The organism is Streptomyces sp. HB132 (assembly GCF_016909575.1).
In the GTDB taxonomy this organism is placed as follows: Bacteria; Actinomycetota; Actinomycetes; order Streptomycetales; family Streptomycetaceae; genus Streptomyces.
In genome coordinates this window covers 468,916-492,201 of record NZ_JAFBGA010000001.1, presented here as the reverse complement: position 1 = coordinate 492,201, position 23,286 = coordinate 468,916, and the positions used below count along the sequence as shown (strand labels likewise).

Below are 23,286 nucleotides of genomic sequence, written 5' to 3'. Positions count from 1 at the left end.
GGGTCGCTGAGGGGTCAGCGCAGCCGGAAGGCCTTCATCGCCTTGAGGCTGCGGCTCATGAACGCGGCGTACTTCTCGTCGTCCATCCCGAAGGCCGGCGCGAGGGGCATCAGCCGCTGCTGTGCGACCGTCTGGGCCTCGGTGTACTTCAGGATGCCCTCGGAGCCGTGCCGCCGGCCGAGACCGGAGTCCTTCATGCCGCCCATGGGCGACTGGACGCTGCCGTACGCGGGTGCGTACCCCTCGTTGATGTTGACCGTGCCGGACCGCAGCCGCGCGGCCACGCGGTGGCCGCGCCCGGCGTTCTTCGTCCAGACACTGGAGTTGAGGCCGTACGGGGTGGCGTTGGCGAGGTCGACGGCCTCGTCGTCGTCGCTGAAGCGGTAGACGGAGACGACGGGGCCGAAGGTCTCCTCGCCGCAGACGGCCATGGGCGCCTCGACACCGTCGAGGATGGTCGGCTCGTAGAAGAGCGGGCCGATGTCGGGGCGTGCGACGCCACCCGCGACCAGCGTCGCGCCCTTCTCGACGGCTTCGGCCACGTGCCGGCTGACGGTCTCCAGCTGCCGCTCGCCCACGAGGGAGCCCATGTCGGCGCCGTACGCGAGGGAGTTGCCGAGCCTCATGGCCCTGGTACGGGCGGCGAAGCGCTCGACGAAGTCGTCGGCGACCGACTCGTGGACGTACAGCCGCTCGATGGAGATGCAGAGCTGCCCCGCGGAGGAGAAGCAGGCGCGGACGGCGCCCGCGGCGGCCTTCTCCACATCGGCGTCCTCCAGGACGAGCATGGCGTTCTTGCCGCCGAGTTCGAGGGACACGCCGACGAGCCGGGCCGCGGCGCCCTGGGCGACCTCACGGCCGGTACGGGTGGAGCCGGTGAAGGAGACGTAGTCGGCGCGGCTGACGAGCGCGGGGCCGACGACCGGCCCCTCGCCCAGGACGACCTGGAACACCTCGGCGGGCAGGCCGGCCTCGATCAGGAGGTCACGGGCCCACAGCGCGGTCAGCGCGGTCTCCGTGTCGGGCTTCATCACGACGGCGTTGCCGGAGACGAAGGCGGGCAGCGCGTCGCCGACGGAGAGTTCGAGCGGGTAGTTCCAGGGGGCGATCTGGCCGACGACCCCGCGCGGCTGGCGCAGTTCGGTGACCTTCGTGAGCGCCGGGACGACTCCTGTGTGGCGCTTCGGCTTGAGATAGGAGGCGGCCTTGCGCCCGTAGTGCCGGGCCGCGACGGCGACGGCCTGCACCTCCTCGTGGGCGTGCAGGCGGGCCTTGCCGGTCTCCAGCTGGATGAGGTCGAGGACCTCGGACTGCCGTTGCAGGACCAGGTCGTGGAAGCGGAGCAGCACGGCGGCCCTGGCCCGGACCGGCGTGGCGGCCCACGCGGGCTGGGCGGCGCGGGCGCGGTCGAAGGCCGCCTCGACGTCCTCGGGCGTGGACTCGGGCAGGTCCGCCAGCTTCTCCCCGGTGAAGGGGCTGTGGTTGGCCGTGCGGCCGGAGCCGACGACGTCACGGGTCAGCTGCGCGATCACCTCGGGTGTGACCACGTCGGCGGCGGTGCGCGCGCCCGCCGGGGCGGCGGCCACCGGATTGGTGCCGACGCGGGTGCCGGAGGCGGCGGAGGTGGTCGTGGAGGCCTGCGAGTCCGTCATGAGGGCGAGAGTATGTCGACCCGCCCACTTTGGGTACCCGTGGGTAACAGGTTTTCACAGACCCCGCCCGGGACTTCTGCCACGCCCGGCCATGCAGCCAGTGATCACTGGCTGCATAACCGCTGATCAGGGGCGATCCGCCACTGTTCGCGGGATCGGGTACCCGGGAACGGTGAATTTTCAGCCGCTCGGCCGCCGCCGCGAGGATCACACGTCCAGTCGCACGGAATCAGCCCGTCCGCTCCGGGGGTTCCCAGCTCCGCAGCATCCTCTCGAAGATCGTCCGGGTCTCGGCCCGGTCCTCCTCGGGCCCCGTCATGTAGAGCGCGTACTCCGGTCCGCCCGGCTCGGCGAAGTACATCTGGTCGATGCCGTGGCGCGGGCCCGGATGGTCCTTGGACTCGACCCAGGTGAACTCCCAGCGGGAACCCGGGCGGTCGCGGAAGACGATCTCCTCCAGCGTCAGACGTTCATAGGCCGGCAGACGCACGGACAGGTCCTTCTCGATGCTCTGCATGTGCGCGTACGAGTTGTCGAAGTCAGGCTGCGGATCGAGGCTGATGCGGAGCCTGTGCGCACCGTCGTCCGGGGTGTAGTCGATCTGGTCGCTGCCCGTCAGCCGCTCCCAGCCCTCGGGTACGGCGAGGCTGAAGCCCTCGGGGGCGGTGACCCGCTTCCAGCCGTCGGGGACCTTCTCGGAGGCGGGCTCGTCGTCCTTCTTCGCCGTGGAGCCGTCGTCCTTCTTACCCGTGCCGTCGGCCTGGTCCCCGGAGACGGCGGAGACCGGGCCTGGCGCGCCACCGCCCCCGTCCGCGTCGCCGCCCGTCGCGTTCATCGCGACCAGGCCCGCAGCCCCGCCGATCAGGGCGGCCACCGCGACGACCAGCAGGACGGTGCGCCACCGGCCACGGCTACGCCGGGTGGTGGGTGCCGAAGCGTGCGGGGGCACGAGTGGCGGGGACTGCGGCTCGTGCTGCGGGAGCCGGGCGGTGGAACCGTCCGGTGTGGAGTGGTAGGCGCGCAGGTCGTCCTCGGAGACCCGCTGCGTCGGTACGTGCGCCTGCGCGGCACGGGGTCTGCGCCCTTCCATCGCGTCCAGCAGCATGCGCTCCGTCTCCTCGGCCGTCGGACGGTCCGCGGGGTCCTTGCGCAGCAGCGCGGTGATCACGGGCGCCAGCGCGCCGCCGTGCACCGGCGGGGGCGGTTCCTCCGTGACGACGGCCTGCATCGTGGAGATCGGGGAGGTGCGGCGGAAGGGCGAGCTGCCCTCGACCGCCGCGTACAGCGTGGCACCCAGCGACCAGAGGTCGGACGCCGGACCCGGGTCACCACCGCGCACGCGCTCGGGTGCCAGGTAGTCGATCGAGCCCACCAGCTCACCGGTCCTGGTGATGGTGGAGTCGCCCTCGATGGCGGCGATCCCGAAGTCGGTCAGCAGGACCTGTCCGTCCCGGGCGAGCAGGACGTTGCCCGGCTTGACGTCCCGGTGCAGGACGCCGGCGCCGTGGGCGGCCCGCAGGGCGCTCAGCACGTGGAGCCCGATCCTGGCCGCCTCGCGCGGCTCGACCTCGCCCGACTCCTTCGTCGCGTCGGCGAGCGAGGGGCCGTCGACGTACTGCATGACGATCCAGGGGCGGTTGTCGTACTCGATGACGTCGTGCACGGTGACGACTCCCGGATGCGTGATCCGTGCCGCGGCGCGCGCCTCCTTCTGCGTGCGGGCGTGCAGCACGGCCCGGTCCGCCTCGGCGACGTACAGCCCGGCGGTCAACTCCTTGACGGCGACCGTCCGGTGCAGCACCTCGTCCTGAGCACGCCACACCTTGCCCATGCCACCGCGGCCGAGGACGTCACCCAGGCGGTAACGCCCGGCCAGTACGATTCCCGCGTCCGTTCCCTGTGCGTGTTCCACCTGTGTCCTCGCCCCGTTCCTTGGAACGACAGGTTACGGACGGGAGGCGGTGCCACGGAACCTCACATCGCTCACGAGACCGCACTGTGATGCTTGTCGCGCCCCGCTGTCGCGCTGTCAGGAACCGGTGCGGTAGGAGGAGATGGCCTGCTCGTAGATATCGGAGACCTCGTCCCGCTCGTTCTCCGGACCCATGACCTGGACGATGTGGTACCTGCCGTCCACGATCCTGACCTGGTTGCGCACGTACACCTGGCGGCCGTCACTCTCCTGCCAGGTGAACTGCCCTTCCGCCGTCGCCTGTCCTCCGACGTCGACGCGGCGCAGCCCGGTGGAGGTGGCCCAGCTGGACTCCCGGAAGGGCTGCAGCTCGGGTTCCGCCGTCCGCTGGTACTCCAGCGGGTCGCCGCCGTTGGCCTTGACGGTGTCCCGGCCGGGCACGACGAGCACGCTGAACCCGTCGCTGCCGTAACGGACCTGACGGTCGGCGCCGGCCGGACTGCGCTGCCAGTCCTCCGGCACACCGATCTCGAAGCCCTCGGCGTCCTTGCGCAGCTTGTACCCCGGGGCGAGGTCGGCTGCCGAGCGGCTGGTCTGTGGCTTCTCCGCGCCGGAGGAGCCCGACGGGCCCGCGGACTGCGGCGGACGGCTGCGCGGACTGCTGCCGGGGTCCGGGTCCACAGGCGCGGCGGAGCCCGAGGGCGCCGTCCCCGCCCCCGCACCGCTCTCCTGCCCGGGCATGAACAGCACGGCGTAGGCGACGGCGGCCGCCATCGCCAGCAGGATCAGCACCAGCAGCAGCCGTCCGAGCCGCCGCGGCGCCCGGCCCCCGGGCTGCGGATCGCGCAGCACCTTGGGCCCCTTGGGTTCGCGGGGGACCCGGGGCGCGCGGGGCGGCTTCTCGTAGGCCGGCGGCCTCTCGTGCGCCTGCTGCCGCTCGTACGGCTGAAGCCTCTCGGGGCGCGGGGCCTTCCCCTGACGGTGCCGGCCGTGCGCCGCGCCGCCGCGGCCCCAGCGGCGGCGCACCAGCTCGCCCCTGCGGCGCACGACCGGGAGGCGGGTGGCGTCCACGGGCGGCATCGTGACGATGTCGGCGCCGGCCTCCGGCTCGGGGGCGGACCGCACGAGGGAACGAAGCCAGCCCCGCAGCTCCTCGAAGTCGGGCCGCTCGGTGGGGTCCTGACGCAGCAGCGACTCGACGACGGGCCGCAGCGGGCCGCACTCCTCCGCGAAGGCCGGCGGCTCACCGCAGACCATCTGGACGAGCTCGGCGGCGTTCTCCTCCGGATAGGGGGCGTGCCCCTGCACCGCACGGTAGAGCAGTGCGCCGAGTGCCCACAGGTCGGTCGAGGGGCCGATGGGCGGGGCGAGCTGCCAGTTGTCGTGGACCGGCCCGGCCTGCTCGGGCGCCCACCGCTCGGTGACCGCGCCGACCACGGCGATACGGGCCTGGCGGGCTCGCTCGGCGGCGAGGGGGGTCGCCGGGCCCCGGTAGGCGGGGGTGGCGCCCCGTCCGGCGACGACCTCGTCCCAGCCTCCGGCGGCCGCTCGGGCGGCCACCGGCTGCGGCAGCCGGTCCTGGTGCTCGGGGGGCCCGCTGCCGAGGCGCCGGGAGTCGGCGCGCAGGGCGTCCTCGCCGGAACCGCCGCGCCCTCCGGAGCCACCCGCGGGCACGGGCCGACCGGCGCCGGGCCCGTCGCCCCACGTGCCGGCGAGGTGCACACGCCGGGGTGGCCTGGGACCACCGGGGTCCTCGTCGTCGTCCTCGTCGTCCTCGTCGTCGTACGGGTAGGGGTCGTCGGCCGCCCTGCCCCAGGTTCCGGTCAGCTGCGGCCGTCCGGAAACGGGTGTCGTGGTGGCGGGTCCACCCCGCTCCTCCCGCCCGTCCCACTCGCCCCGAACATCCCGCAGGACCTGCTCGTCCCGCTCGTCCGCGTCGGGACCGCCCTCGGGAACGTGGTCCTCACGACTCCGGTCCTCGTCGTTCCGGTCCTCGTGGTTACGGTCCTCGTCGGCGCGTGCCGCCGCGGCACGGGCACCGGCCCGGTACGCCGCGATGGCCCCGGCGCGGGCGGCACGCAGCTGAGCCGCGCTCCCCGCCCCGGGCTGCGCCGCGGGCAGGGCAGGGGGCGCCGGGGGCGCGACTTCGATCTCGGCACGGGCGCCGGGGGCCGGCACACCGTCGGTGGCCGCCCGGGGTGCGGGCAGGGTCTCCGGAACGGAGAGCGGATCGGCCCCGGCCGGGGCGGCGTCCGACTCGCACGGCACGGGGGGCTCGTACACGCCGGACTCCACGGCCCGGGGTGCGTACGGGCCCGAGCTACCGGGCTGGGCCGAGGGCGGCTCGTGCGCACCGGGCTCGACCGCCGGCGGCTCGTACGGGCCGGTGGGGCCCGATTCCACCGCCGGAGGCCCGTAGGCGTCCTCCTCGTCGTCGGGCCGCGGCACCGGGACGTATCCGCACAGCGCCTCCTCGGCCGCACCGGCCGCGAGTCCCGTGAGCACCACGCGGCCGTCGTCGCAGACCAGCACCGTGCGGACGGTGATGTTGCGGTGCGTCCAGCCGTGCGCGTGCAGCACCCGCAGCGCCGTGAGCACGTCGGAGCCGATCTCGGCGGCCCGGTAGGGGTTGAGGGGCCGCTCCGCGAGGAGCGCGGCAAGCGGCCGGGCGGCGACCAGCTCGCTCACTATCCAGAGTGATCCCGCCTCGGCGAACACGTCGAAGACCTGCTCCAGGCGCGGGTGGTCGGGCACCTGCGCCGCCGCCTGCGCGGCATCGATCGCCCGCCGGACCGCGGGGTCGGTGGGACGCCGCACCGTGCGTCCGGTGGCGCGCCCGGCCGAGGGCAGCCCCTCGGCGTCGAGCACCTCGGCGTCCACCACCTCCGGCAGCGGGACCTGCCGCACCAGGACTTCCTGCCCGCTGTACGTGTCGAAGGCCCGGGTCTCAGCCAGTTCGTACGCATCGGACGGAGGCAGCGGAAGGCGATAGCGGTCGGCAAGCACCCGACCCGCGTAGTCGTCCACGACGCCTCCCCAGAGCGCGCTGTCCCCCGGTCACCGAGACCGCGTCATTCCGTCAATTGCGGTCACATACTGTGCGATTGACCCGCCGTTGCGGATCCGTACGGTCTTCGGTCTCTCACAATACGTGGCAAGTCCCGGCCGCGCGGCCGGGTCACGGCAACCCGGCCGCCCATTCACCCGCCCTGACGGGTCAGTCCGTCGGCTCGAACGTGGCGTACGCCGTCTCACGCAGCGTCCTGCACTCCTCGTCGTCCCATGCGTCCGCCTTGCAGCTGATCATGATCGAGTAACCGTGCGTGGCGTCGGCCTTGAAGCCCCGGTTGAGGACCCGGACCCGCATGCCGTTCTGATTGCGGGTGAACTCCCAGTCGGCGACAGTCGGGTAGCCGTTGTACTCGACCTTCTTTATCCCGATGTGCTTGTAGCCGTTGCTGAAGCTCTTGGTCCCCGCGACCGCCGCCGCCCAGGCGGCGGCCGCGTCGTCCTTCGGCGAGGAGTTGTAGTCGATCTGGATGCGCGGGAACCCGCCGTCGACGTTGTAGATGGCGCCGGAGCTCTGTCCCGCTATTTTGTAGAACCCGAAAGTACCGGGCATCGCCACGGAGAAGTGGAACTGCTTGTTCGTCACCGTCTTGTATCCGGTGGGCAGCGCGTCCGGGTCGGGGGTCGGATCGTCGCTCTTCGTGGGCGGCGAAGCGTCGCCGGACGCCTCACCCTTGCCCTCCCCCTGGCCGTCCTTGCCGTCGCCCCGCGGACCACTGTCCTCGTCCTTGCCGGCGCCTCCGCCGGTGGCCGCCTCGCCACCGCCCGTCGCACCGGAGGACGCGGCGGTGTCGCCCTTGGAGCCGCCTTCGTTGCCCGCGCCGTCGTCGCCGAGCGTGATCGCGAGGACCGTACCGAGGACGGCGAGCACGACGACACCGGCGATGACCGCCAGCGTGCGGCGCGGCACGACGTCCGTGATCGACGCGCGGGTCCCGGCCGGGCGGCCGGGCGGCCGGCCGGGGCCGGACACCGACGCCGTGGCGGCCGGGGCGTGCGAGGGCCCCGGGGGAACAGCGGCCGCCGGAGACTTCGCGTTGCGTACGGACTTCAGCGCGCCGCGCAGCCGGTCCCGGGTGCCGTCGGCGATCGCGGACACACCGCCCGAAGCGGTCGCCGGGGAGGAGCCGGGGGCCCCGCCCACAGGAGCGGACCCGGCGGTGGCTGGACGCCCCGGACCTGCGGCGCCCCCCGATCCACCGCCCTCGCCTGCCGGGGTGGACACGGCGGCCGCTGCTGCCGCGCCGGCAGCGGCCTTCCCGCCGCCGCCCCTCGGGTCGTTCCTGCCGCTTCTGCCGCCCCTGTCGGTCTTGTTGCTCTTGTTGCTCGTGGAGTCGCCGATCGTGGGCAACGCCATGACCTGGGTGGAGTCGGCCGGCGGCACCACAGGCTTCTCCGGAGCGTTGATCACCGCGTTGAGCAGGACCCGCGCCCCGGCGTCGTCCAGCCTCTGGTCGGGATCCCTCGCCAGCAGGCCGTAGATGACCTCCTCAAGCGGGCCCGCGTTCACCGGCTGCTCGACCGGCTCCGTCATCACCGCCGTCAGCGTGGCGATGGCAGAGCCCTTGTCGTACGGCGGCCGGCCCTCGACGCTCGCGTACAGCAGCCCGCCGAGCGACCACAGGTCGGCGGGCGGTCCCGGCTTGTGACCACGGGCACGCTCGGGCGAGATGTAGGAGGGTGCGCCGACGAGCATGCCCGTCGAGGTGACGGAGGGGTCGCCCTCGACCTGGGCGATCCCGAAGTCGGTGAGGACGACCCGGCCGTCCTCGGAGATCAGTACGTTGGACGGCTTCACGTCACGGTGCAGGATGCCCTCGCGGTGCGCCGAGCGCAGGACGTCGAGGATGGCGAGGCCGACCTCCGCCGCACGTCTCGGCGTCAGCGTCCCGTCCTCACGGATCACCTCGGCAAGGGACTTGCCCTCGATGAGCTCCATGACGATCCACGGCCGGTCGTCCTCGTCGACCACGTCGTAGACCGTCACCGCGCTGGTGTTGCGGATCCTCGCGATCGCCTTCGCCTCACGCAGGGTGCGCGTGATGAGGCGCCGCTTCTCGTCGTCGTCGATGGCCGACGGGAAGCGCAGTTCCTTGACCGCGACCGTGCGCCCCAGCGTCTCGTCGACAGCACGCCAGACCGTGCCCATGCCACCCCGGCCGAGCACCTCCCCGAGACGGTACCGCCCCGCGAGGAGACGTCCGTCCTTGTCCCCTTGGGGCTCCCGCGACTGCTCCGCCTCCGACATGCGTCCCCTCTGCGATCAACCCGCCCTGGCAGAGCGTTCATTGTCCCTCACCCCGGGACCGGTCGTGGTGCCGGGTCCGGGGTCGGCCGTGATGCGGCCGGAACAAGGAACCCCCTGCCACGCCGGTATTCAGGGCGCTGCCCGTCGCCCCGCCGGTGCTGACTCCGCTCGCTCTGGGAAGCGCGAGCCTGCCAAGCGAACCACACCTGACGACCGCATCGCCCTACCTCCCCCGGTTCGTCGTCCCGGGCCACGTCCCTGTGGCCGCCCTTCCGGCACTCGGCAACGCCCCCTGCGGGTGCGGAGACGCGGGACTCCGCGCGCCCGGCACGGGGACGGGCGTACGGCGGCCGGCCCCTCGGGCGCGCCCCGGAGCGGGCCTTGCGGGGGCGGAGTTCCGGCCCGCCGGCCCGGCCCCGCTCCCGGGCGTCACCGAGTCGTTCAGAGGGGCGCGATGTCGGGTGCCCCCAGCCGTGCCGCGTCCGCCGTCAGGTCGTCCGGCTGCCGCTGGGACTCGCGCTCCGCCTCCACCCGCTTGCGGTAGTGCTCCACCTCGCGTTCGACCTGACCCGTGTCCCAGCCGAGCACCGGCGCCATCAGGTCCGCGCACTCGCGGGCACAGCGGGTACCCCGGTCGAAGGTCTCGATGGAGATGCGGGTACGCCGCGTCAGGACGTCGTCGAGGTGCCGGGCGCCCTCGTGCGAAGCGGCGTAGACGACTTCGGCCCGCAGGTAGTCCTCGGCGCCGGCCAGTGGCTCGCCCAGCGAGGAGTCTGCCTCGACGAGCTCCAGCAGTTCCTCGGCCATGGAGCCGTACCGGTTGAGCAGGTGCTCCACCCGGACGACGTGCAGACCGGTGCGGGCGGCGATCCTCGCACGGGCGTTCCACAGGGCGCGGTAGCCCTCGGCGCCCAGCAGCGGGACGTCCTCCGTGACGCAGTCCGCCACCCGCTTGTCCAGGCCGTGCACGGCTTCGTCGACGGCGTCCTTCGCCATCACCCGGTACGTCGTGTACTTGCCGCCCGCCACGACGACGAGTCCGGGGGCCGGGTGGGCGACGGTGTGCTCGCGCGAGAGCTTGCTGGTGGCGTCGGACTCGCCTGCCAGCAGGGGGCGCAGTCCGGCGTAGACACCCTCGACGTCGTCCCTGCCCAGCGGGGTGTTCAGCACCGAGTTCACCCGTTCGAGCAGGTAGTCGATGTCGGCGCTCGACGCGGCCGGGTGGGCCTTGTCGAGGTCCCAGTCGGTGTCGGTCGTGCCGACGATCCAGTGCCGCCCCCACGGGATCACGAAGAGCACGGACTTCTCGGTGCGCAGGATGAGCCCGGTCGTGGAGTGGATGCGGTCCTTGGGGACGACGAGGTGGATACCCTTCGACGCCCGGACGTGGAACTGTCCCCGCTCGCCGATCAGTGCCTGGGTGTCGTCCGTCCACACCCCGGTCGCGTTGACCACCTGCTTGGCCCTGACCTCGCACTCCTCGCCGCCCTCGACGTCCTGCACCCGGGCGCCGACGACCCGCTCACCCTCCCGCAGGAATCCGGTCACCCGCGCCCTGTTGGCCACGTGCGCGCCGTATCCCGCGGCCGTGCGCACCAGGGTCGCCACGTAGCGCGCGTCGTCCATCTGGGCGTCGTAGTACTGCAGGGCTCCGACCAGGGCGTCCTTCTTGAGTGCGGGGGCGACCCGCAGGGCGTGGCGCCGGGAGAGGTGCCGGTGCACGGGCAGCCCGCGGCCGTGGCCCGAGGACACCGACATCGCGTCGTACAGCGCGACGCCCGACCCCGCGTACAGCCGCTCCCAGCCCTTGTGCTGCAACGGGTAGAGGAACGGGACGGGCTTCACCAGGTGCGGAGCCAGCCGCTCCAGCAGCAGCCCGCGCTCCTTCAGTGCCTCCCGTACGAGCGCGAAGTCCAGCATCTCCAGATAGCGCAGCCCTCCGTGGATCAGCTTGCTCGACCTGCTGGACGTGCCGGACGCCCAGTCGCGCGCCTCGACCAGCCCGGTCGAGAGTCCTCTGGTGGCCGCGTCCAGCACGGTCCCGGCGCCGACCACGCCCGCTCCCACGACCAGCACGTCCAGTTCGCGCTCGGCCATCGCGGTCAGCGCTTCGGCGCGCTCCGCGGGTCCCAGTGTCGCTGTCCTCACTGCTGCCTCCCGGTAGTCCCGGTGCGTCGGGGGTCGTACGGCACGGGAGCAGGTACCGGCCGGGGGCCGGGCGCCCGTGCCCACCCCTCGATTCTGTCCGCGCTCCACGACTTCAGCCACCGCCTGTGGACAACACCCGCCCCACACGCGTCACAGAATGCGACATATAGGTCATATTTACGCCTAGTCTGACATTGCGCTGTCCACAGCAGTTGCACTTTCTGTCCCTTGGCCTTAGGGAAAGGACGGCCCGCATGCCCGCAGACCTCGCTGTCATCGGACTCGGTCACCTCGGCCTGCCTCTCGCCCAAGCAGCCGTCGGCGTGGGAATCCAAACCGTCGGCTACGACACCGACCCACGCCCCTTCGCCGAACTCTCCGCGGGCCGTACGCCGGTCGAGGGATCTCTGAGCGCCTCCGACATCCGCCGGATGGTCTCGGGCGGCTTCCGGCCCACCGCCGACCCGGCCGAGCTGGGCCGCGTACGCACCGCCGCGATCTGCGCCCCAACCCCCCTGGGGCCCGACCGCACGCTCGACCTCGGCGCCGTGACGGACGCGGCCCGGGCACTCGCCGCCCGGCTGCGGCCGCACACCACGGTCCTCGTGGAGTCGGCCGTACCGCCGGGCACCACCGAGAACGTCGTACGCCCACTGCTGGAGGAGGGTTCCGGGCTGCGGGCCGGACGCGACTTCCATCTGGCCCACTCCCCCGGCCGGCTCGACCCGGGCAACCGCACCCACGTGTACGGCAACACCCCGAAGGTCATCGGCGGCCTCACCCCCGCGTGCACCGAATCGGCCGCCGCCTTCTACGGCCGGCTCACCGACAAGGTCGTCCGGGCCCGCGGGCCGCGCGAGGCGGAGATGACGAAGGTCCTCGAAACCAACTTCCGGCACGTCAACATCGCCCTGGTCAACGAGATGGCGGTGCTCTGCCACGACCTCGGCGTCGACCTCTGGGACGTCATCAGGTGCGCCGAGACCAAACCGTTCGGCTTCGAAGCGTTCCGCCCCGGCCCCGGCGTCGGCGGCCACGGCGCCCCGGTGGACCCCGGCTACTTCCCCTACAACAGCCGTACGCCCGGGCACCCGTTGCGCATGGTCTCTCTGGCCAAGGAGATCAACGACCGGATGCCGAGCTATGTGATCCAGCGCTGCGCGACCCTCCTGAACGAGCACGGCAAGTCCGTCCGGGGGGCCAGGGTCCTGCTGCTCGGCGTCACCTACAAGCCGGACCTCGCAGACCAGGAGGCCTCGCCCGCCCGCGAGATCGCGACCCGGCTGATGGACATGGGTGCCCAGATCGGCTACCACGACCCCCACGTCCTGGACTGGCGGGTACGCGACCTGCCCGTACCGCGTGCCGACTCGCTCTACGAGGCCGCCGCCGGAGCCGACCTGACGGTGCTGCTCCAGCACCACCGCACGTACGACCTCCAGGGCCTCGCGGTGAAGGCCCAACTGCTCCTGGACACCCGCGGAGCCACCCCGGCGGGTGCCGCCCACCGGCTCTGACGCACTCCGGGACGAACCCGTCGGTATTCCCGGTGGGCCGTGTCGGCGCGGGCTGCTAGCCTGCGGCGTCACTTCTCGCACACTCGTGCGCACCGTCCCAGGGGGAACACCCAGATGAGCCAGCCCGTACAGCCACCGAACCCGCCGCAGCAGCCCTACGGCGGCGGTCAGCCGGCCGACGGCAACCCGTACGCGGGCCAGCAGCCCACGCCCGGCAACCCCTACGCGGACCAGCAGCCCGGCACGCCGACGGGCAACCCGTTCGCGGGTCAGCAGCCCGGGCAGTTCGGCGGCGGTGCGCCGTTCACGCCCCCGCAGCCCCGAGGCGGCTCCGGCATCGGCCTCGGCGTGCTGACCGCGCTCGGCACGGCGGTCGTCGCGGCGATCCTGTACGGCGTCCTGGCGGGGTCCATCGAGCGTGAGGTCGGGTACGCGGCCGTCGGGGTCGGCTTCCTGATCGGTTTCGCAGCGAGCAAGGTCGGCGGCGCGAACCCCGCCGTCCTCGGCGCCAGTGTCGTGTTCTCCCTGGTCGCCGTCTTCTTCGGCCAGCTCATCGGTATGGCCATGCTCGTCGCGGAGGCCAACGGAGTCGGCTTCTCCGAGGTGTTCTTCGACCGCTTCGGCGCCCTCGTCGATGCCTGGAAGGAGCTGTCCGACTTCATGACGTACCTCTTCCTCCTCCTCGGGCCGATCGCGGCGTTCGGTGGTGCCAGGAAGGCCGGCTGACACCTCGCACACGCAGGACGGCCCGGACCATTCCTCTGGTCCGGGCCGTCCTGCGTACCGCGCGGGAAATCAGCGGCGGTGCTGCGAGTCCGCCACCGTCACCTCGACGCGCTGGAACTCCTTGAGGTCGCTGTAGCCCGTGGTGGCCATCGCCCGGCGCAGTGCGCCGAAGATGTTCATGGAGCCGTCGGGGCTGTGCGAGGGGCCGGTCAGGACCTCCTCGGTCGTGCCGACGGAGCCCAGGTCGACCAGCTTGCCGCGCGGCACGTCCTCGTGGACGGCCTCCATGCCCCAGTGCCGGCCGCGGCCGGGCGCGTCCGTGGCGCGGGCCAGCGGGGAGCCCATCATCACGGCGTCCGCGCCGCAGGCGACGGCCTTCGGGATGTCGCCGGACCAGCCGACGCCGCCGTCCGCGATGACGTGCACGTACCGGCCGCCGGACTCGTCCATGTAGTCGCGGCGGGCCCCGGCGACGTCGGCGACCGCGGTCGCCATGGGTACCTGGATACCGAAGACGTTGCGCGTGGTGTGCGCGGCGCCGCCGCCGAAGCCGACGAGGACACCGGCCGCGCCGGTGCGCATCAGGTGCAGGGCGGCGGTGTACGTGGCGCAGCCGCCGACGATGACGGGGACGTCCAGCTCGTAGATGAACTGCTTCAGGTTGAGCGGTTCGGCCGCGCTGGAGACGTGCTCGGCGGAGACCGTCGTGCCGCGGATGACGAAGATGTCCACGCCCGCGTCGACGACGGCCTTGGAGAACTGCGCGGTGCGCTGCGGCGACAGCGCGGCGGCGGTGACGACGCCGGAGTCGCGCACCTCCTTGATGCGCTGTCCGATCAGCTCCTCCTGGATGGGGGCGGAGTAGATCTCCTGGAGGCGCGGGGTGGCGGTCTCGACCGGCATCTCGGCGATCTCGTCGAGGAGCGCCTGCGGGTCGGCGTGCCGGGTCCACAGCCCCTCGAGGTTGAGGACACCGAGGCCGCCGAGCTCACCGATGCGGATGGCGGTCTGCGGGGAGACCACCGAGTCCATGGGCGCGGCCAGGAACGGCAGCTCGAAACGGTAGGCGTCGATCTGCCAGGCGATCGAGACCTCCTTCGGGTCACGGGTGCGTCGGCTCGGCACGACGGCGATGTCGTCGAACGCGTATGCCCTGCGGCCGCGCTTGCCGCGCCCGATCTCGATCTCAGTCACGATGGTGTGGCCTTTCCTCTACGTCTGCGCTGACCAGTATCCCCGACGCACGCGTGAGGGGCGGTCCCGGGAACACCGGTCCGCCCCTCACCTGCGCTGATGCCTTACTTCCTGCTGTAGTTCGGTGCCTCGACCGTCATCTGGATGTCGTGCGGGTGGCTCTCCTTGAGACCCGCCGAGGTGATCCGGACGAAGCGGCCCTTGCTCTCCATCTCGTCGACGGTCGCGGCGCCGACGTAGCCCATGGTCTGGCGGAGGCCGCCGACCAGCTGGTGGAGGACGTTGGCCAGCGGGCCGCGGTAGGGCACCTGCCCTTCGATGCCCTCCGGTACGAGCTTGTCGTCCGAGGCCACCTCGGCCTGGAAGTAGCGGTCCTTGGAGTACGACCGGCCCTGACCGCGCGACTGCATGGCACCCAGCGAGCCCATGCCGCGGTACGACTTGAACTGCTTGCCGTTGATGAACATCAGCTCACCCGGGGACTCCTCACAGCCCGCGAGGAGGCTGCCCAGCATCACGCTGTCCGCTCCGGCGGACAGCGCCTTGCCGATGTCGCCGGAGTACTGGAGGCCGCCGTCGCCGATCACGGGGACACCCGCGGCGCGGGCGGCGAGGGCCGCCTCGTAGATCGCTGTGACCTGGGGAACCCCGATGCCGGCGACCACTCGGGTCGTACAGATCGAGCCGGGTCCGACGCCGACCTTCACGCCGTCGACTCCGGCGTCGATCAGCGCCTGGGCACCGTCGCGGGTGGCGACGTTGCCGCCGATGACGTCGATGCCGACGCTCGACTTGATCTTCGCCATCCAGTCGAGGGCGTTGCTGTTGTGTCCGTGGGAGGTGTCGACGATCAGGAAGTCGACCCCTGCGGACGCGAGCGCCTGGGCACGGTCCAGCGCCTCGGGGCTGGCGCCGACGGCCGCGCCGACCAGCAGACGGCCTTCGGCGTCCTTGGCGGCGTTCGGGTACTGCTCGGCCTTCTTGAAGTCCTTGACCGTGATCAGGCCCTTGAGGACACCTGCGTCGTCGACCAGCGGCAGCTTCTCGATCTTGTGGCGGCGCAGCAGCTCCATGGCCTCTACGCCGGAGATGCCGACCCGTCCCGTGACGAGCGGCATCGGCGTCATGACCTCGCGCACCTGGCGCGTCCGGTCCGACTCGAAGGCCATGTCACGGTTGGTCACGATGCCGAGGAGCTTCCCCGCGGGGTCGGTGACCGGCACTCCACTGATGCGGAACTTCGCGCAGAGCGCGTCCGCCTCGCCGAGAGTGGCGTCGGGGTTCACGGTGATCGGGTCGGTGACCATCCCCGACTCGGACCGCTTGACCAGGTCGACCTGGTTCACCTGGTCCTCGATCGAGAGGTTGCGGTGCAGCACGCCGACGCCGCCCTGACGGGCCATGGCGATGGCCATCCGGGCTTCGGTCACCTTGTCCATCGCAGCCGACAACAGGGGGATGTTCACCCGTACGTTGCGCGAGATGAGGGACGAGGTGTCGACCGCGTTGGGCAGTACCTCCGACGCGCCCGGCAGCAGCAGCACGTCGTCGTATGTCAGCCCGAGCGTTGCGAATTTCTCAGGCACTCCGTCGACGTATGCAGTCATGACACCTTCCCCAAATGGTCTTGATCGGTGCGGATGTCCATGCTAACGGGCTCGCGGGGTGTCTCATTCCACGATCAAGATCACCTGGCGGTTCTGTGGCTTCCTCCACACAGCGGGAGCCTCCGGAACCGTTCCCTACTGGCCCGCGAGGGCCCGCAGTCTGCTCAGCGCACGGTGCTGGGCGACGCGTACCGCGCCGGGAGACATTCCGAGCATCTGCCCGGTCTCCTCGGCGGTCAGCCCGACCGCGACCCGGAGGACGAGCAGCTCGCGCTGGTTCTCCGGCAGATTGGCCAGGAGCTTCTTCGCCCAGGCCGCATCGCTGCTGAGCAGGGCCCGCTCCTCGGGGCCCAGGGAGTCGTCGGGCCGCTCCGGCATCTCGTCGGAGGGCACGGCCGTCGAACCGGGGTGCCGCATCGCGGCGCGCTGGAGGTCGGCGACCTTGTGGCCGGCGATGGCGAAGACGAAGGCCTCGAAGGGGCGGCCGGTGTCCTTGTACCTCGGCAGAGCCATCAGCACCGCGACGCAGACCTCCTGGGCGAGGTCCTCCACGAAGTGACGGGCATCACCGGGAAGCCTGCTCAGCCGGGACCTGCAGTAGCGCAGGGCGAGGGGATGGACGTGGGCCAGCAGGTCGTGCGTGGCCTGCGCGTCACCGTCGACGGCACGATGCACCAGTGCACCGATCACCGTCGTCCCGTCCTCGCGCATCGGACCATGGTGCCTTGACGGCGTCCGATCCGATGCACCGCGTCCGGAGTTGTGCACCGAAGCGTTATCGGAGGGTGCACCGGCGCGGCCGACAGGCCCGTCGGAACGGGCGGCGTGTTCGTCGGATGGTGCGTCGTCGGCGCTGCGAGCACGTGCTCCAGTGTTCTGAGCGGGTGCGCCGGATGTCATGTCCTGCGCCCTCCCCTTCCGCTCGACCGAATGTCCCCGGAGGAACTCCACACCCCAAGGATGCGTCATCGGCCGGGAAGCGTCACATAGCGCTGGTGGGGAGGGCCCGGCCGCAGGTCCGCCGCCACCGTCGCCCCGTCCGCCGGCGTGCGGACGGGATCGCACGGCTATCGGCCGCGCCACGGCATCAGCGGACCAGACCCCAGCGGAACCCGAGCGCGACGGCGTGCGCGCGGTCCGAGGCACCGAGCTTCTTGAACAACCGCCGGGCGTGCGTCTTCACCGTGTCCTCGGAGAGGAACAGCTCGCGACCGATCTCCGCGTTGGACCGGCCGTGGCTCATGCCTTCGAGCACCTGGATCTCCCGCGCGGTGAGGGTCGGCGCCGCACCCATCTCGGCGGACCGCAGTCGGCGCGGGGCGAGCCGCCACGTCGGATCGGCGAGGGCCTGGGTCACGGTCGCGCGCAGCTCGGCGCGCGAGGCGTCCTTGTGCAGATAGCCGCGGGCACCGGCGGCGACCGCGAGCGCGACGCCGTCCAGGTCCTCGGCGACGGTCAGCATGATGATCCTGGCGCCGGGGTCGGCCGAGAGCAGCCGCCGGACCGTCTCCACACCTCCCAGGCCGGGCATGCGTACGTCCATCAGAATCAGATCCGAACGATCGGCCCCCCAGCGGCGGAGGACTTCCTCGCCGTTGGCCGCCGTCGTCACGCGCTCGACGCCGGGCACGGTCGCAACCGCGCGGCGAAGCGCTTCTCGGGCAAGCGGGGAGTCGTCGCAGACGAGGACAGATGTCATGTCCGTCCTCCGCAGCTGATGCGCGTCACCTTGAGCCTCCAGGCTGATACAAGTCGTCACCTGTGCGGTTGACCCCCTCGGACATCTGCCCGAGCTCGTTCTCCGTCAACCGCCTCCCCCTCAACAACGACGGTCACTCGAAAGAGTTACGGGCCACAGCGCCCGGTTCGGCACTCTAAGTGAGGGACCGCACACGGAGAAGAGCGACACGGGGTCATTCACCCCTCAACCGATCACCCGCGCGGCAACCTGCCCCATTTAGCGGGTTTTCTTTCCTTTTGCGGGCGTCTGAGGCTAGATTCGCAATCAGTCATATTTACATCTACTAACACCGTAGATGTACGGTCGGGACTCCGGCCATCGACGAACCACGGACGAACGACGACGGTCGACGATGCCGTTTCCGAACCAGCAAGGTTTCGAGGGGACACGCAATGGCAGATTTCTCCCGCCTTCCCGGACCCAACGCGGACCTGTGGGACTGGCAGCTGCTGGCTGCCTGCCGCGGGGTCGACAGTTCGCTGTTCTTCCATCCCGAGGGGGAACGTGGAGCAGCCCGGAGCGCCCGTGAGACCTCTGCGAAGGAGGTCTGCATGCGCTGCCCGGTGCGCGCCGAGTGTGCGGCGCACGCGCTCGCGGTACGGGAGCCCTACGGCGTGTGGGGCGGCCTGACCGAGGACGAGCGCGAAGAACTCATGGGCCGCGCACGCAACCGCCTGATCTCCGCCCACTCAGGACCGGCGCAGGAGACGGACCGCACCTGACACACACGCGACCCGCCGAACGCAGAAACGTTTCCTCAGCTCTGGCGCGCCCGCTGCCGGGCTTGTGGGACCAAGTGCGGCGGGCTCGGCGGCCTCAGCGTGCGGCCGCCAGGGACAACTGGTCCAGGGTCGCCGCCACCGCGGGCACCCGGGCGAGGTCGGGAAGGGTGAGGGCGACGATCTCACGCTCCACCGCCGGCTCTACGGTCACGGTGCGAACGCCCTTGCGCCGTACGGACTCGAGGGCCAGCTCGGGCAGGACGGCGACTCCCAGCCCCGCGCCGACCAGTCCGATCACCGCCGGGTAGTCGTCCGTGGCGAAATCGATCCGGGGGGTGAAGCCCGAGTCCTCGCAGACCTCCACCAACTGCCGCCTGCAGCGCGGGCAGCCGGCGATCCACGGCTCCTCGGCCAGTTCTCCGATACCCACCGAGCCCGCCTCCGCCAGCCGGTGCCCCTCGGGCACCAGGCCGGTCAGCCGGTCCTTGAGCAGCGGGCGCACGACCAGGTCGTCCCATTCACCCCCGGCCGTCCCGTAGCGGAACGCCAGCGCGATGTCGCAGTCGCCGTCGCGCAGCATCTCCACCGAGCGCGGCGGTTCCGACTCGACGAGCGAGACCCGGGTGCCGGGGTGCGCGGCGCGCAGCGCGGCGAGTGCGCCGGGGACCAGGGTGGAGCTGCCGCTCGGGAACGACACGAGCCGGACCCGGCCGGCCCGCAGCCCGGCGATCGCGGCGACCTCCTCCTCCGCGGCCGTCAGCCCCGCGAGGATGCCGGACGCGTGGCGCACCAGCGCCTCACCCGCCTGGGTGAGGCGCATCTCGCGCCCCGTGCGGATCAGCAGCGGGGTACCCGCGGAGCCCTCCAACGCCTTCATCTGCTGGCTGACGGCAGGCTGGGTGCAGCCCAGCTCCCGCGCGGCGGCGGAGAACGAACCGGTGGTGGCCACGGCGCGCAGGACACGGAGATGACGGGCTTCGATCACCCTCCAACCATAAGCGGCTCTTGCAGCGCGGGGCGAATATTCAGGCGCGGCTTTGAGGTTACGACGGCTAATCTGTCCGGCTATGAAGGTGCTCACCGTGAATCTCGGCCGTCCCACGCCCTCCGCCCACTCCCACGCGACCGACGGCCTCACCGGGATCGGCAAACAGCCTGCCGCGGGTCCCGTGCCGGTGACCGACCCCGGGCCCAAGGGCAGCGGCGGCAGCGGCCTGTCCGGTGACGCGGTGTGCGATCTGCGGCATCACGGCGGGACGGACCAGGCCGTGTACGCGTACGCCCGCGAGGAGCTCGACGCCTGGGAGAAGGAGCTCGGCCGCCCCCTGCCCAACGGGGCGTTCGGCGAGAACCTGACGACCCTGGGGCTCACCGTGAGCCGGGCACGAATCGGGGAGCGCTGGCGGATCGGCGACGAGCTGGTCCTGGAGGTGACCTCGGGCCGCATTCCGTGCCGTACGTTCGCGGGCCACCTGGGAGAGCGCGGCTGGGTGAAGCGGTTCACACGCGAGGGGGCGACGGGCGCGTACCTCCGGGTGATCGAACCGGGGACGATCCGTTCCGGTGACCCGGTCGAGGTGGTGCACGTGCCCGATCACGACATCACCGCGGCGCTGGAGTTCCGGGCGACGACCACGGAGCGGGAACTGCTGCCGAGCCTGCTCGTCGCCGGCGACGCGCTGCACGCGGAGACGCTGCGCGCGGCGCGGGCGTACGGGGCGGGGAGGAACCCCGTCTCCTGAGGGCTCTCGCGGTCCCGCACCCCGGCTGACCAGGGTGGCCGGAGGGAGCCAGGTCCGGCGGCCGCACGCGCGGGCGCTAACGTGCCGCTTATGACGACTGCACTGATTACGGGCGCGACGGCGGGGATCGGTGCCGCCTTCGCACGGCGGCTCGCGAGTGACGGGCACAATCTGGTGCTGGTGGCCCGCGACACGGAGCGGCTGCGGGCCCAGGCCACGGAGCTGCACGACGGACACGGCATCGAGGCCGAGGTGCTGACGGCCGACCTGTCGACGGACGCCGGGATCGAGGCGGTCGCCGCGCGGCTGACGGACCGTGTGAGCCCGGTCGACCTGCTTGTCAACAACGCCGGCTTCGGCAACAAGGGGCGCTACCTGGACGTACCGGTGGCCGATGAACTGACGATGCTGAAGGTCCACTGCGAGGCGGTCCTGCGGCTGACCTCGGCCGCCGCCGGCTCGATGCGGGAGCGCGGTCGCGGCGGGGTGGTCAACGTGGCGTCCGTCGCTGCCTTCCTGCCCCGCGGGACGTACGGGGCGTCGAAGGCGTGGGTCGTCCAGTTCACGCAGGGCGCGGCGAAGGACCTCGCGGGTACGGGGGTGCGTCTGATGGCGCTGTGCCCGGGCTTCGTGCGGACCGAGTTCCACGAGCGGGCCGGAATGGGGACGGGCAACATCCCCGACTGGATGTGGCTCGACGCGGACAAGCTGGTGTCCGCGGCCCTGGAGGACCTGGCCCGGGGCAGGTCCGTGTCGGTCCCGGACCCGCGCTACAAGGCGCTGATGGGCCTGGTGAAGCTGACGCCCCGCAGTCTCCTGGGCCCGGTCACCTCACGCGCGGGCCGGACCTACGGCCCGAAGTGAGCGCGTCCGGGTCTCCGGAACGCACCGAGGCCCGGTGCCCCCGCGACGGGGGTACCGGGCCTCGGCGGCGTACGGAGCGTACTAGTGCGAGTGGCCGTGGCCGCCGTGACCGGCGTCGGCCTCTTCCTCGGCCGGCTTCTCGACGACCAGGGTCTCGGTCGTGAGCAGCAGCGACGCGATGGACGCGGCGTTCTCCAGGGCGGAGCGGGTGACCTTGACCGGGTCGATGACGCCGGCCTTCACCAGGTCGCCGTACTCACCGGTCGCGGCGTTGAAGCCCTGACCCTTGTCGAGGTCGGAGACCTTCGAGGTGATGACGTAGCCCTCGAGGCCCGCGTTCTCCGCGATCCAGCGGAGCGGCTCGACGGCGGCGCGGCGCACGACCGCGACACCCGTGGCCTCGTCGCCGGTCTTGCCGAGGTTGCCCTCGAGGACCTTGACGGCGTGGACCAGAGCGGAGCCACCACCGGAGACGATGCCCTCCTCGACCGCGGCGCGGGTCGCGGAGATGGCGTCCTCCAGACGGTGCTTCTTCTCCTTGAGCTCCACCTCGGTGGCGGCACCGACACGGATCACGCACACGCCGCCGGCCAGCTTCGCGAGGCGCTCCTGGAGCTTCTCACGGTCCCAGTCGGAGTCCGTGGACTCGATCTCGGCCTTGATCTGGTTGACGCGGCCCTTGACGTCGGCGGAGTCGCCGCCGCCGTCGACGATGGTCGTGTCGTCCTTCGAGACGGTGACGCGGCGGGCGGTGCCCAGCACGTCCAGACCGGCCTGGTCGAGCTTGAGGCCGACCTCCTCGGCGATGACGGTCGCACCGGTGAGGGTGGCGATGTCGCCGAGCATGGCCTTGCGGCGGTCACCGAAGCCGGGGGCCTTCACCGCGACGGCGTTGAAGGTGCCACGGATCTTGTTGACGACGAGAGTGGAGAGCGCCTCGCCCTCGACGTCCTCGGCGATGATCAGCAGCGGCTTGGAGGCACCCGCCTGGATGACCTTCTCCAGGAGCGGGAGCAGCTCCTGGATGGAGCCGATCTTGCCCTGGTGGATCAGGATGTACGGGTCGTCGAGGACGGCCTCCATACGCTCCTGGTCGGTCACCATGTACGGCGACAGGTAACCCTTGTCGAAGGCCATGCCCTCGGTGAACTCGAGGTCCAGACCGAAGGTGTTGGACTCCTCGACGGTGATGACACCGTCCTTGCCGACCTTGTCCATCGCGTCCGCGATGAGCTCGCCGACCTGCGGGTCCTGCGCGGAGAGCGCGGCCACGGCGGCGATGTCGGCCTTGTCGTCGATCGGGCGGGCGGTCGCGAGGAGGTCCTCGGACACGGCCTTGACGGCGGCGTCGATGCCCTTCTTGAGGGCGGCCGGGGACGCGCCCGCGGCGACGTTGCGCAGGCCTTCGCGGACGAGGGCCTGGGCGAGCACGGTGGCGGTGGTGGTGCCGTCACCCGCTACGTCGTTGGTCTTGGTCGCCACCTCCTTCACCAGCTGGGCACCGAGGTTCTCGTACGGGTCGTCGAGCTCGACCTCGCGCGCGATGGTGACACCGTCGTTGGTGATGGTGGGAGCGCCGAACTTCTTGTCGATGACGACGTTGCGGCCCTTCGGGCCGATCGTCACCTTCACCGTGTCGGCAAGCTTGTTGACGCCGCGCTCAAGGGCGCGACGGGCGTCCTCGTCGAACTTCAGAATCTTCGCCATGGGCTGAGCTGTCCTCTCAAACGAACTGCGCCCCTCGCCACCCGGCTAGTTTTTCGCAGGGGGCCAGGGGCGCAGAACAGAAGCAAACGTTAAGTGAACTACTTCTCGACGATCGCGAGAACGTCGCGCGCCGAGAGGACGAGGTACTCCTCGCCGTTGTACTTCACCTCGGTACCGCCGTACTTGCTGTACAGAACGACATCGCCGGTCTTGACGTCGAGCGGAAGGCGCTCGCCGTTCTCGAAGCGGCCCGGGCCCACGGCCAGGACGACGCCCTCCTGGGGCTTCTCCTTGGCGGTGTCCGGAATGACCAGGCCGGAAGCCGTGGTCTGCTCGGCGTCGAGCGGCTGGACCACAATGCGGTCCTCGAGCGGCTTGATCGCAACCTTGGAGCTGGTGGTCGACACGATCCGGTCTCCCCCTTCGGAGATCTCACG

17 protein-coding genes are annotated in these 23,286 nt (G+C 71.5%); 5 read left to right on the top strand and 12 right to left on the bottom strand.

What is annotated here, in order from left to right; genetic code table 11:
* Window positions 1–14 precede the first annotated feature (14 nt).
* The 5 genes from JOC24_RS02475 to JOC24_RS02455 all read right to left on the bottom strand — a co-directional run bounded on the left by JOC24_RS02475 (window position 15) and on the right by JOC24_RS02455 (window position 11,029).
* Window positions 15–1,652 (bottom strand): succinic semialdehyde dehydrogenase, encoded by a 1,638-nt coding sequence (locus JOC24_RS02475; RefSeq protein WP_205018395.1) that lies wholly within the window; start codon window positions 1,650–1,652, stop codon window positions 15–17.
* A 229-nt stretch (window positions 1,653–1,881) separates the two neighbouring features.
* Window positions 1,882–3,564, bottom strand: coding sequence for a serine/threonine-protein kinase (locus JOC24_RS02470; RefSeq protein WP_205018394.1), 1,683 nt, complete (start codon window positions 3,562–3,564; stop codon window positions 1,882–1,884).
* Between the two features lie 117 nt (window positions 3,565–3,681).
* Complete coding sequence (locus JOC24_RS02465) at window positions 3,682–6,591, bottom strand: protein kinase (RefSeq protein ID WP_205018393.1); 2,910 nt, start codon at window positions 6,589–6,591, stop codon at window positions 3,682–3,684.
* A 190-nt stretch (window positions 6,592–6,781) separates the two neighbouring features.
* Window positions 6,782–8,881 carry a serine/threonine-protein kinase gene (locus JOC24_RS02460; protein WP_205018392.1) on the bottom strand — a complete coding sequence of 700 codons (2,100 nt, stop codon included), beginning with the start codon at window positions 8,879–8,881 and terminating at the stop codon, window positions 6,782–6,784.
* Window positions 8,882–9,322: 441 nt separating this feature from the next.
* Window positions 9,323–11,029 (bottom strand): glycerol-3-phosphate dehydrogenase/oxidase, encoded by a 1,707-nt coding sequence (locus JOC24_RS02455; RefSeq protein ID WP_205018391.1) that lies wholly within the window; start codon window positions 11,027–11,029, stop codon window positions 9,323–9,325.
* A 254-nt stretch (window positions 11,030–11,283) separates the two neighbouring features.
* On the opposite strand from JOC24_RS02455, the gene JOC24_RS02450 reads away from it, so the two are divergent.
* Both JOC24_RS02450 and JOC24_RS02445 read left to right on the top strand, forming a co-directional pair.
* Window positions 11,284–12,546 (top strand): nucleotide sugar dehydrogenase, encoded by a 1,263-nt coding sequence (locus JOC24_RS02450; protein ID WP_205018390.1) that lies wholly within the window; start codon window positions 11,284–11,286, stop codon window positions 12,544–12,546.
* 114 nt (window positions 12,547–12,660) lie between these two features.
* Entirely contained in the window at window positions 12,661–13,272 is a 612-nt protein-coding gene (locus JOC24_RS02445) for a hypothetical protein (protein ID WP_205018389.1), read from the top strand.
* 69 nt (window positions 13,273–13,341) lie between these two features.
* On the opposite strand, the gene JOC24_RS02440 is transcribed toward JOC24_RS02445, so the two are convergent.
* From JOC24_RS02440 to JOC24_RS02425, 4 genes are all read right to left on the bottom strand, one after another.
* Window positions 13,342–14,466 carry a GuaB3 family IMP dehydrogenase-related protein gene (locus tag JOC24_RS02440; protein WP_205018388.1) on the bottom strand — a complete coding sequence of 375 codons (1,125 nt, stop codon included), beginning with the start codon at window positions 14,464–14,466 and terminating at the stop codon, window positions 13,342–13,344.
* Window positions 14,467–14,570: 104 nt separating this feature from the next.
* Window positions 14,571–16,073: an IMP dehydrogenase gene (gene guaB / locus JOC24_RS02435; RefSeq protein WP_205018387.1), complete on the bottom strand. Its 1,503-nt coding sequence runs from the start codon at window positions 16,071–16,073 to the stop codon at window positions 14,571–14,573.
* Between the two features lie 135 nt (window positions 16,074–16,208).
* Window positions 16,209–16,784, bottom strand: a complete 576-nt coding sequence (locus JOC24_RS02430; protein WP_103514145.1) for a sigma-70 family RNA polymerase sigma factor — start codon at window positions 16,782–16,784, stop codon at window positions 16,209–16,211.
* Between the two features lie 376 nt (window positions 16,785–17,160).
* Entirely contained in the window at window positions 17,161–17,772 is a 612-nt protein-coding gene (locus JOC24_RS02425) for a response regulator transcription factor (RefSeq protein WP_003948568.1), read from the bottom strand.
* Between the two features lie 434 nt (window positions 17,773–18,206).
* Between JOC24_RS02425 and JOC24_RS02420 the strand changes: the two genes are divergently transcribed.
* Window positions 18,207–18,536: a WhiB family transcriptional regulator gene (locus JOC24_RS02420; RefSeq protein WP_205018386.1), complete on the top strand. Its 330-nt coding sequence runs from the start codon at window positions 18,207–18,209 to the stop codon at window positions 18,534–18,536.
* Between the two features lie 94 nt (window positions 18,537–18,630).
* Here JOC24_RS02420 and JOC24_RS02415 read toward each other — a convergent pair whose 3' ends face one another.
* Window positions 18,631–19,521, bottom strand: coding sequence for a LysR family transcriptional regulator (locus tag JOC24_RS02415; RefSeq protein ID WP_205018385.1), 891 nt, complete (start codon window positions 19,519–19,521; stop codon window positions 18,631–18,633).
* Between the two features lie 82 nt (window positions 19,522–19,603).
* On the opposite strand from JOC24_RS02415, the gene JOC24_RS02410 reads away from it, so the two are divergent.
* Both JOC24_RS02410 and JOC24_RS02405 read left to right on the top strand, forming a co-directional pair.
* Window positions 19,604–20,278 carry an MOSC domain-containing protein gene (locus JOC24_RS02410; protein ID WP_205018384.1) on the top strand — a complete coding sequence of 225 codons (675 nt, stop codon included), beginning with the start codon at window positions 19,604–19,606 and terminating at the stop codon, window positions 20,276–20,278.
* 90 nt (window positions 20,279–20,368) lie between these two features.
* Window positions 20,369–21,142, top strand: a complete 774-nt coding sequence (locus JOC24_RS02405) for an SDR family NAD(P)-dependent oxidoreductase (RefSeq protein ID WP_205018383.1) — start codon at window positions 20,369–20,371, stop codon at window positions 21,140–21,142.
* Between the two features lie 81 nt (window positions 21,143–21,223).
* Here the strand turns inward: JOC24_RS02405 and groL are convergent, their stop codons facing one another.
* The gene (gene groL / locus JOC24_RS02400) at window positions 21,224–22,849 is read right to left on the bottom strand and encodes a chaperonin GroEL (RefSeq protein ID WP_205018382.1); all 1,626 of its coding nucleotides are present in this window, start codon (window positions 22,847–22,849) and stop codon (window positions 21,224–21,226) included.
* Between the two features lie 98 nt (window positions 22,850–22,947).
* A complete protein-coding gene (gene groES, locus JOC24_RS02395; protein WP_003966899.1) occupies window positions 22,948–23,256 on the bottom strand; it encodes a co-chaperone GroES in 309 nt (102 codons plus the stop codon).
* Window positions 23,257–23,286: the final 30 nt, after the last annotated feature.

Excerpts from the sequence above, each read along its gene's own strand:
- JOC24_RS02475 (WP_205018395.1), bottom strand. The coding sequence starts at position 1,652 with ATGACGGACTCGCAGGCCTCCACGACCACCTCCGCCGCCTCCGGCACC.
- JOC24_RS02460 (WP_205018392.1), bottom strand. The coding sequence starts at position 8,881 with ATGTCGGAGGCGGAGCAGTCGCGGGAGCCCCAAGGGGACAAGGACGGA.
- JOC24_RS02450 (WP_205018390.1), top strand. The coding sequence starts at position 11,284 with ATGCCCGCAGACCTCGCTGTCATCGGACTCGGTCACCTCGGCCTGCCT.
- JOC24_RS02445 (WP_205018389.1), top strand. The coding sequence starts at position 12,661 with ATGAGCCAGCCCGTACAGCCACCGAACCCGCCGCAGCAGCCCTACGGC.
- guaB (WP_205018387.1), bottom strand. The coding sequence starts at position 16,073 with ATGACTGCATACGTCGACGGAGTGCCTGAGAAATTCGCAACGCTCGGG.
- JOC24_RS02430 (WP_103514145.1), bottom strand. The coding sequence starts at position 16,784 with ATGCGCGAGGACGGGACGACGGTGATCGGTGCACTGGTGCATCGTGCC.
- JOC24_RS02425 (WP_003948568.1), bottom strand. The coding sequence starts at position 17,772 with ATGACATCTGTCCTCGTCTGCGACGACTCCCCGCTTGCCCGAGAAGCG.
- JOC24_RS02420 (WP_205018386.1), top strand. The coding sequence starts at position 18,207 with ATGGCAGATTTCTCCCGCCTTCCCGGACCCAACGCGGACCTGTGGGAC.
- JOC24_RS02410 (WP_205018384.1), top strand. The coding sequence starts at position 19,604 with ATGAAGGTGCTCACCGTGAATCTCGGCCGTCCCACGCCCTCCGCCCAC.
- JOC24_RS02405 (WP_205018383.1), top strand. The coding sequence starts at position 20,369 with ATGACGACTGCACTGATTACGGGCGCGACGGCGGGGATCGGTGCCGCC.
- groL (WP_205018382.1), bottom strand. The coding sequence starts at position 22,849 with ATGGCGAAGATTCTGAAGTTCGACGAGGACGCCCGTCGCGCCCTTGAG.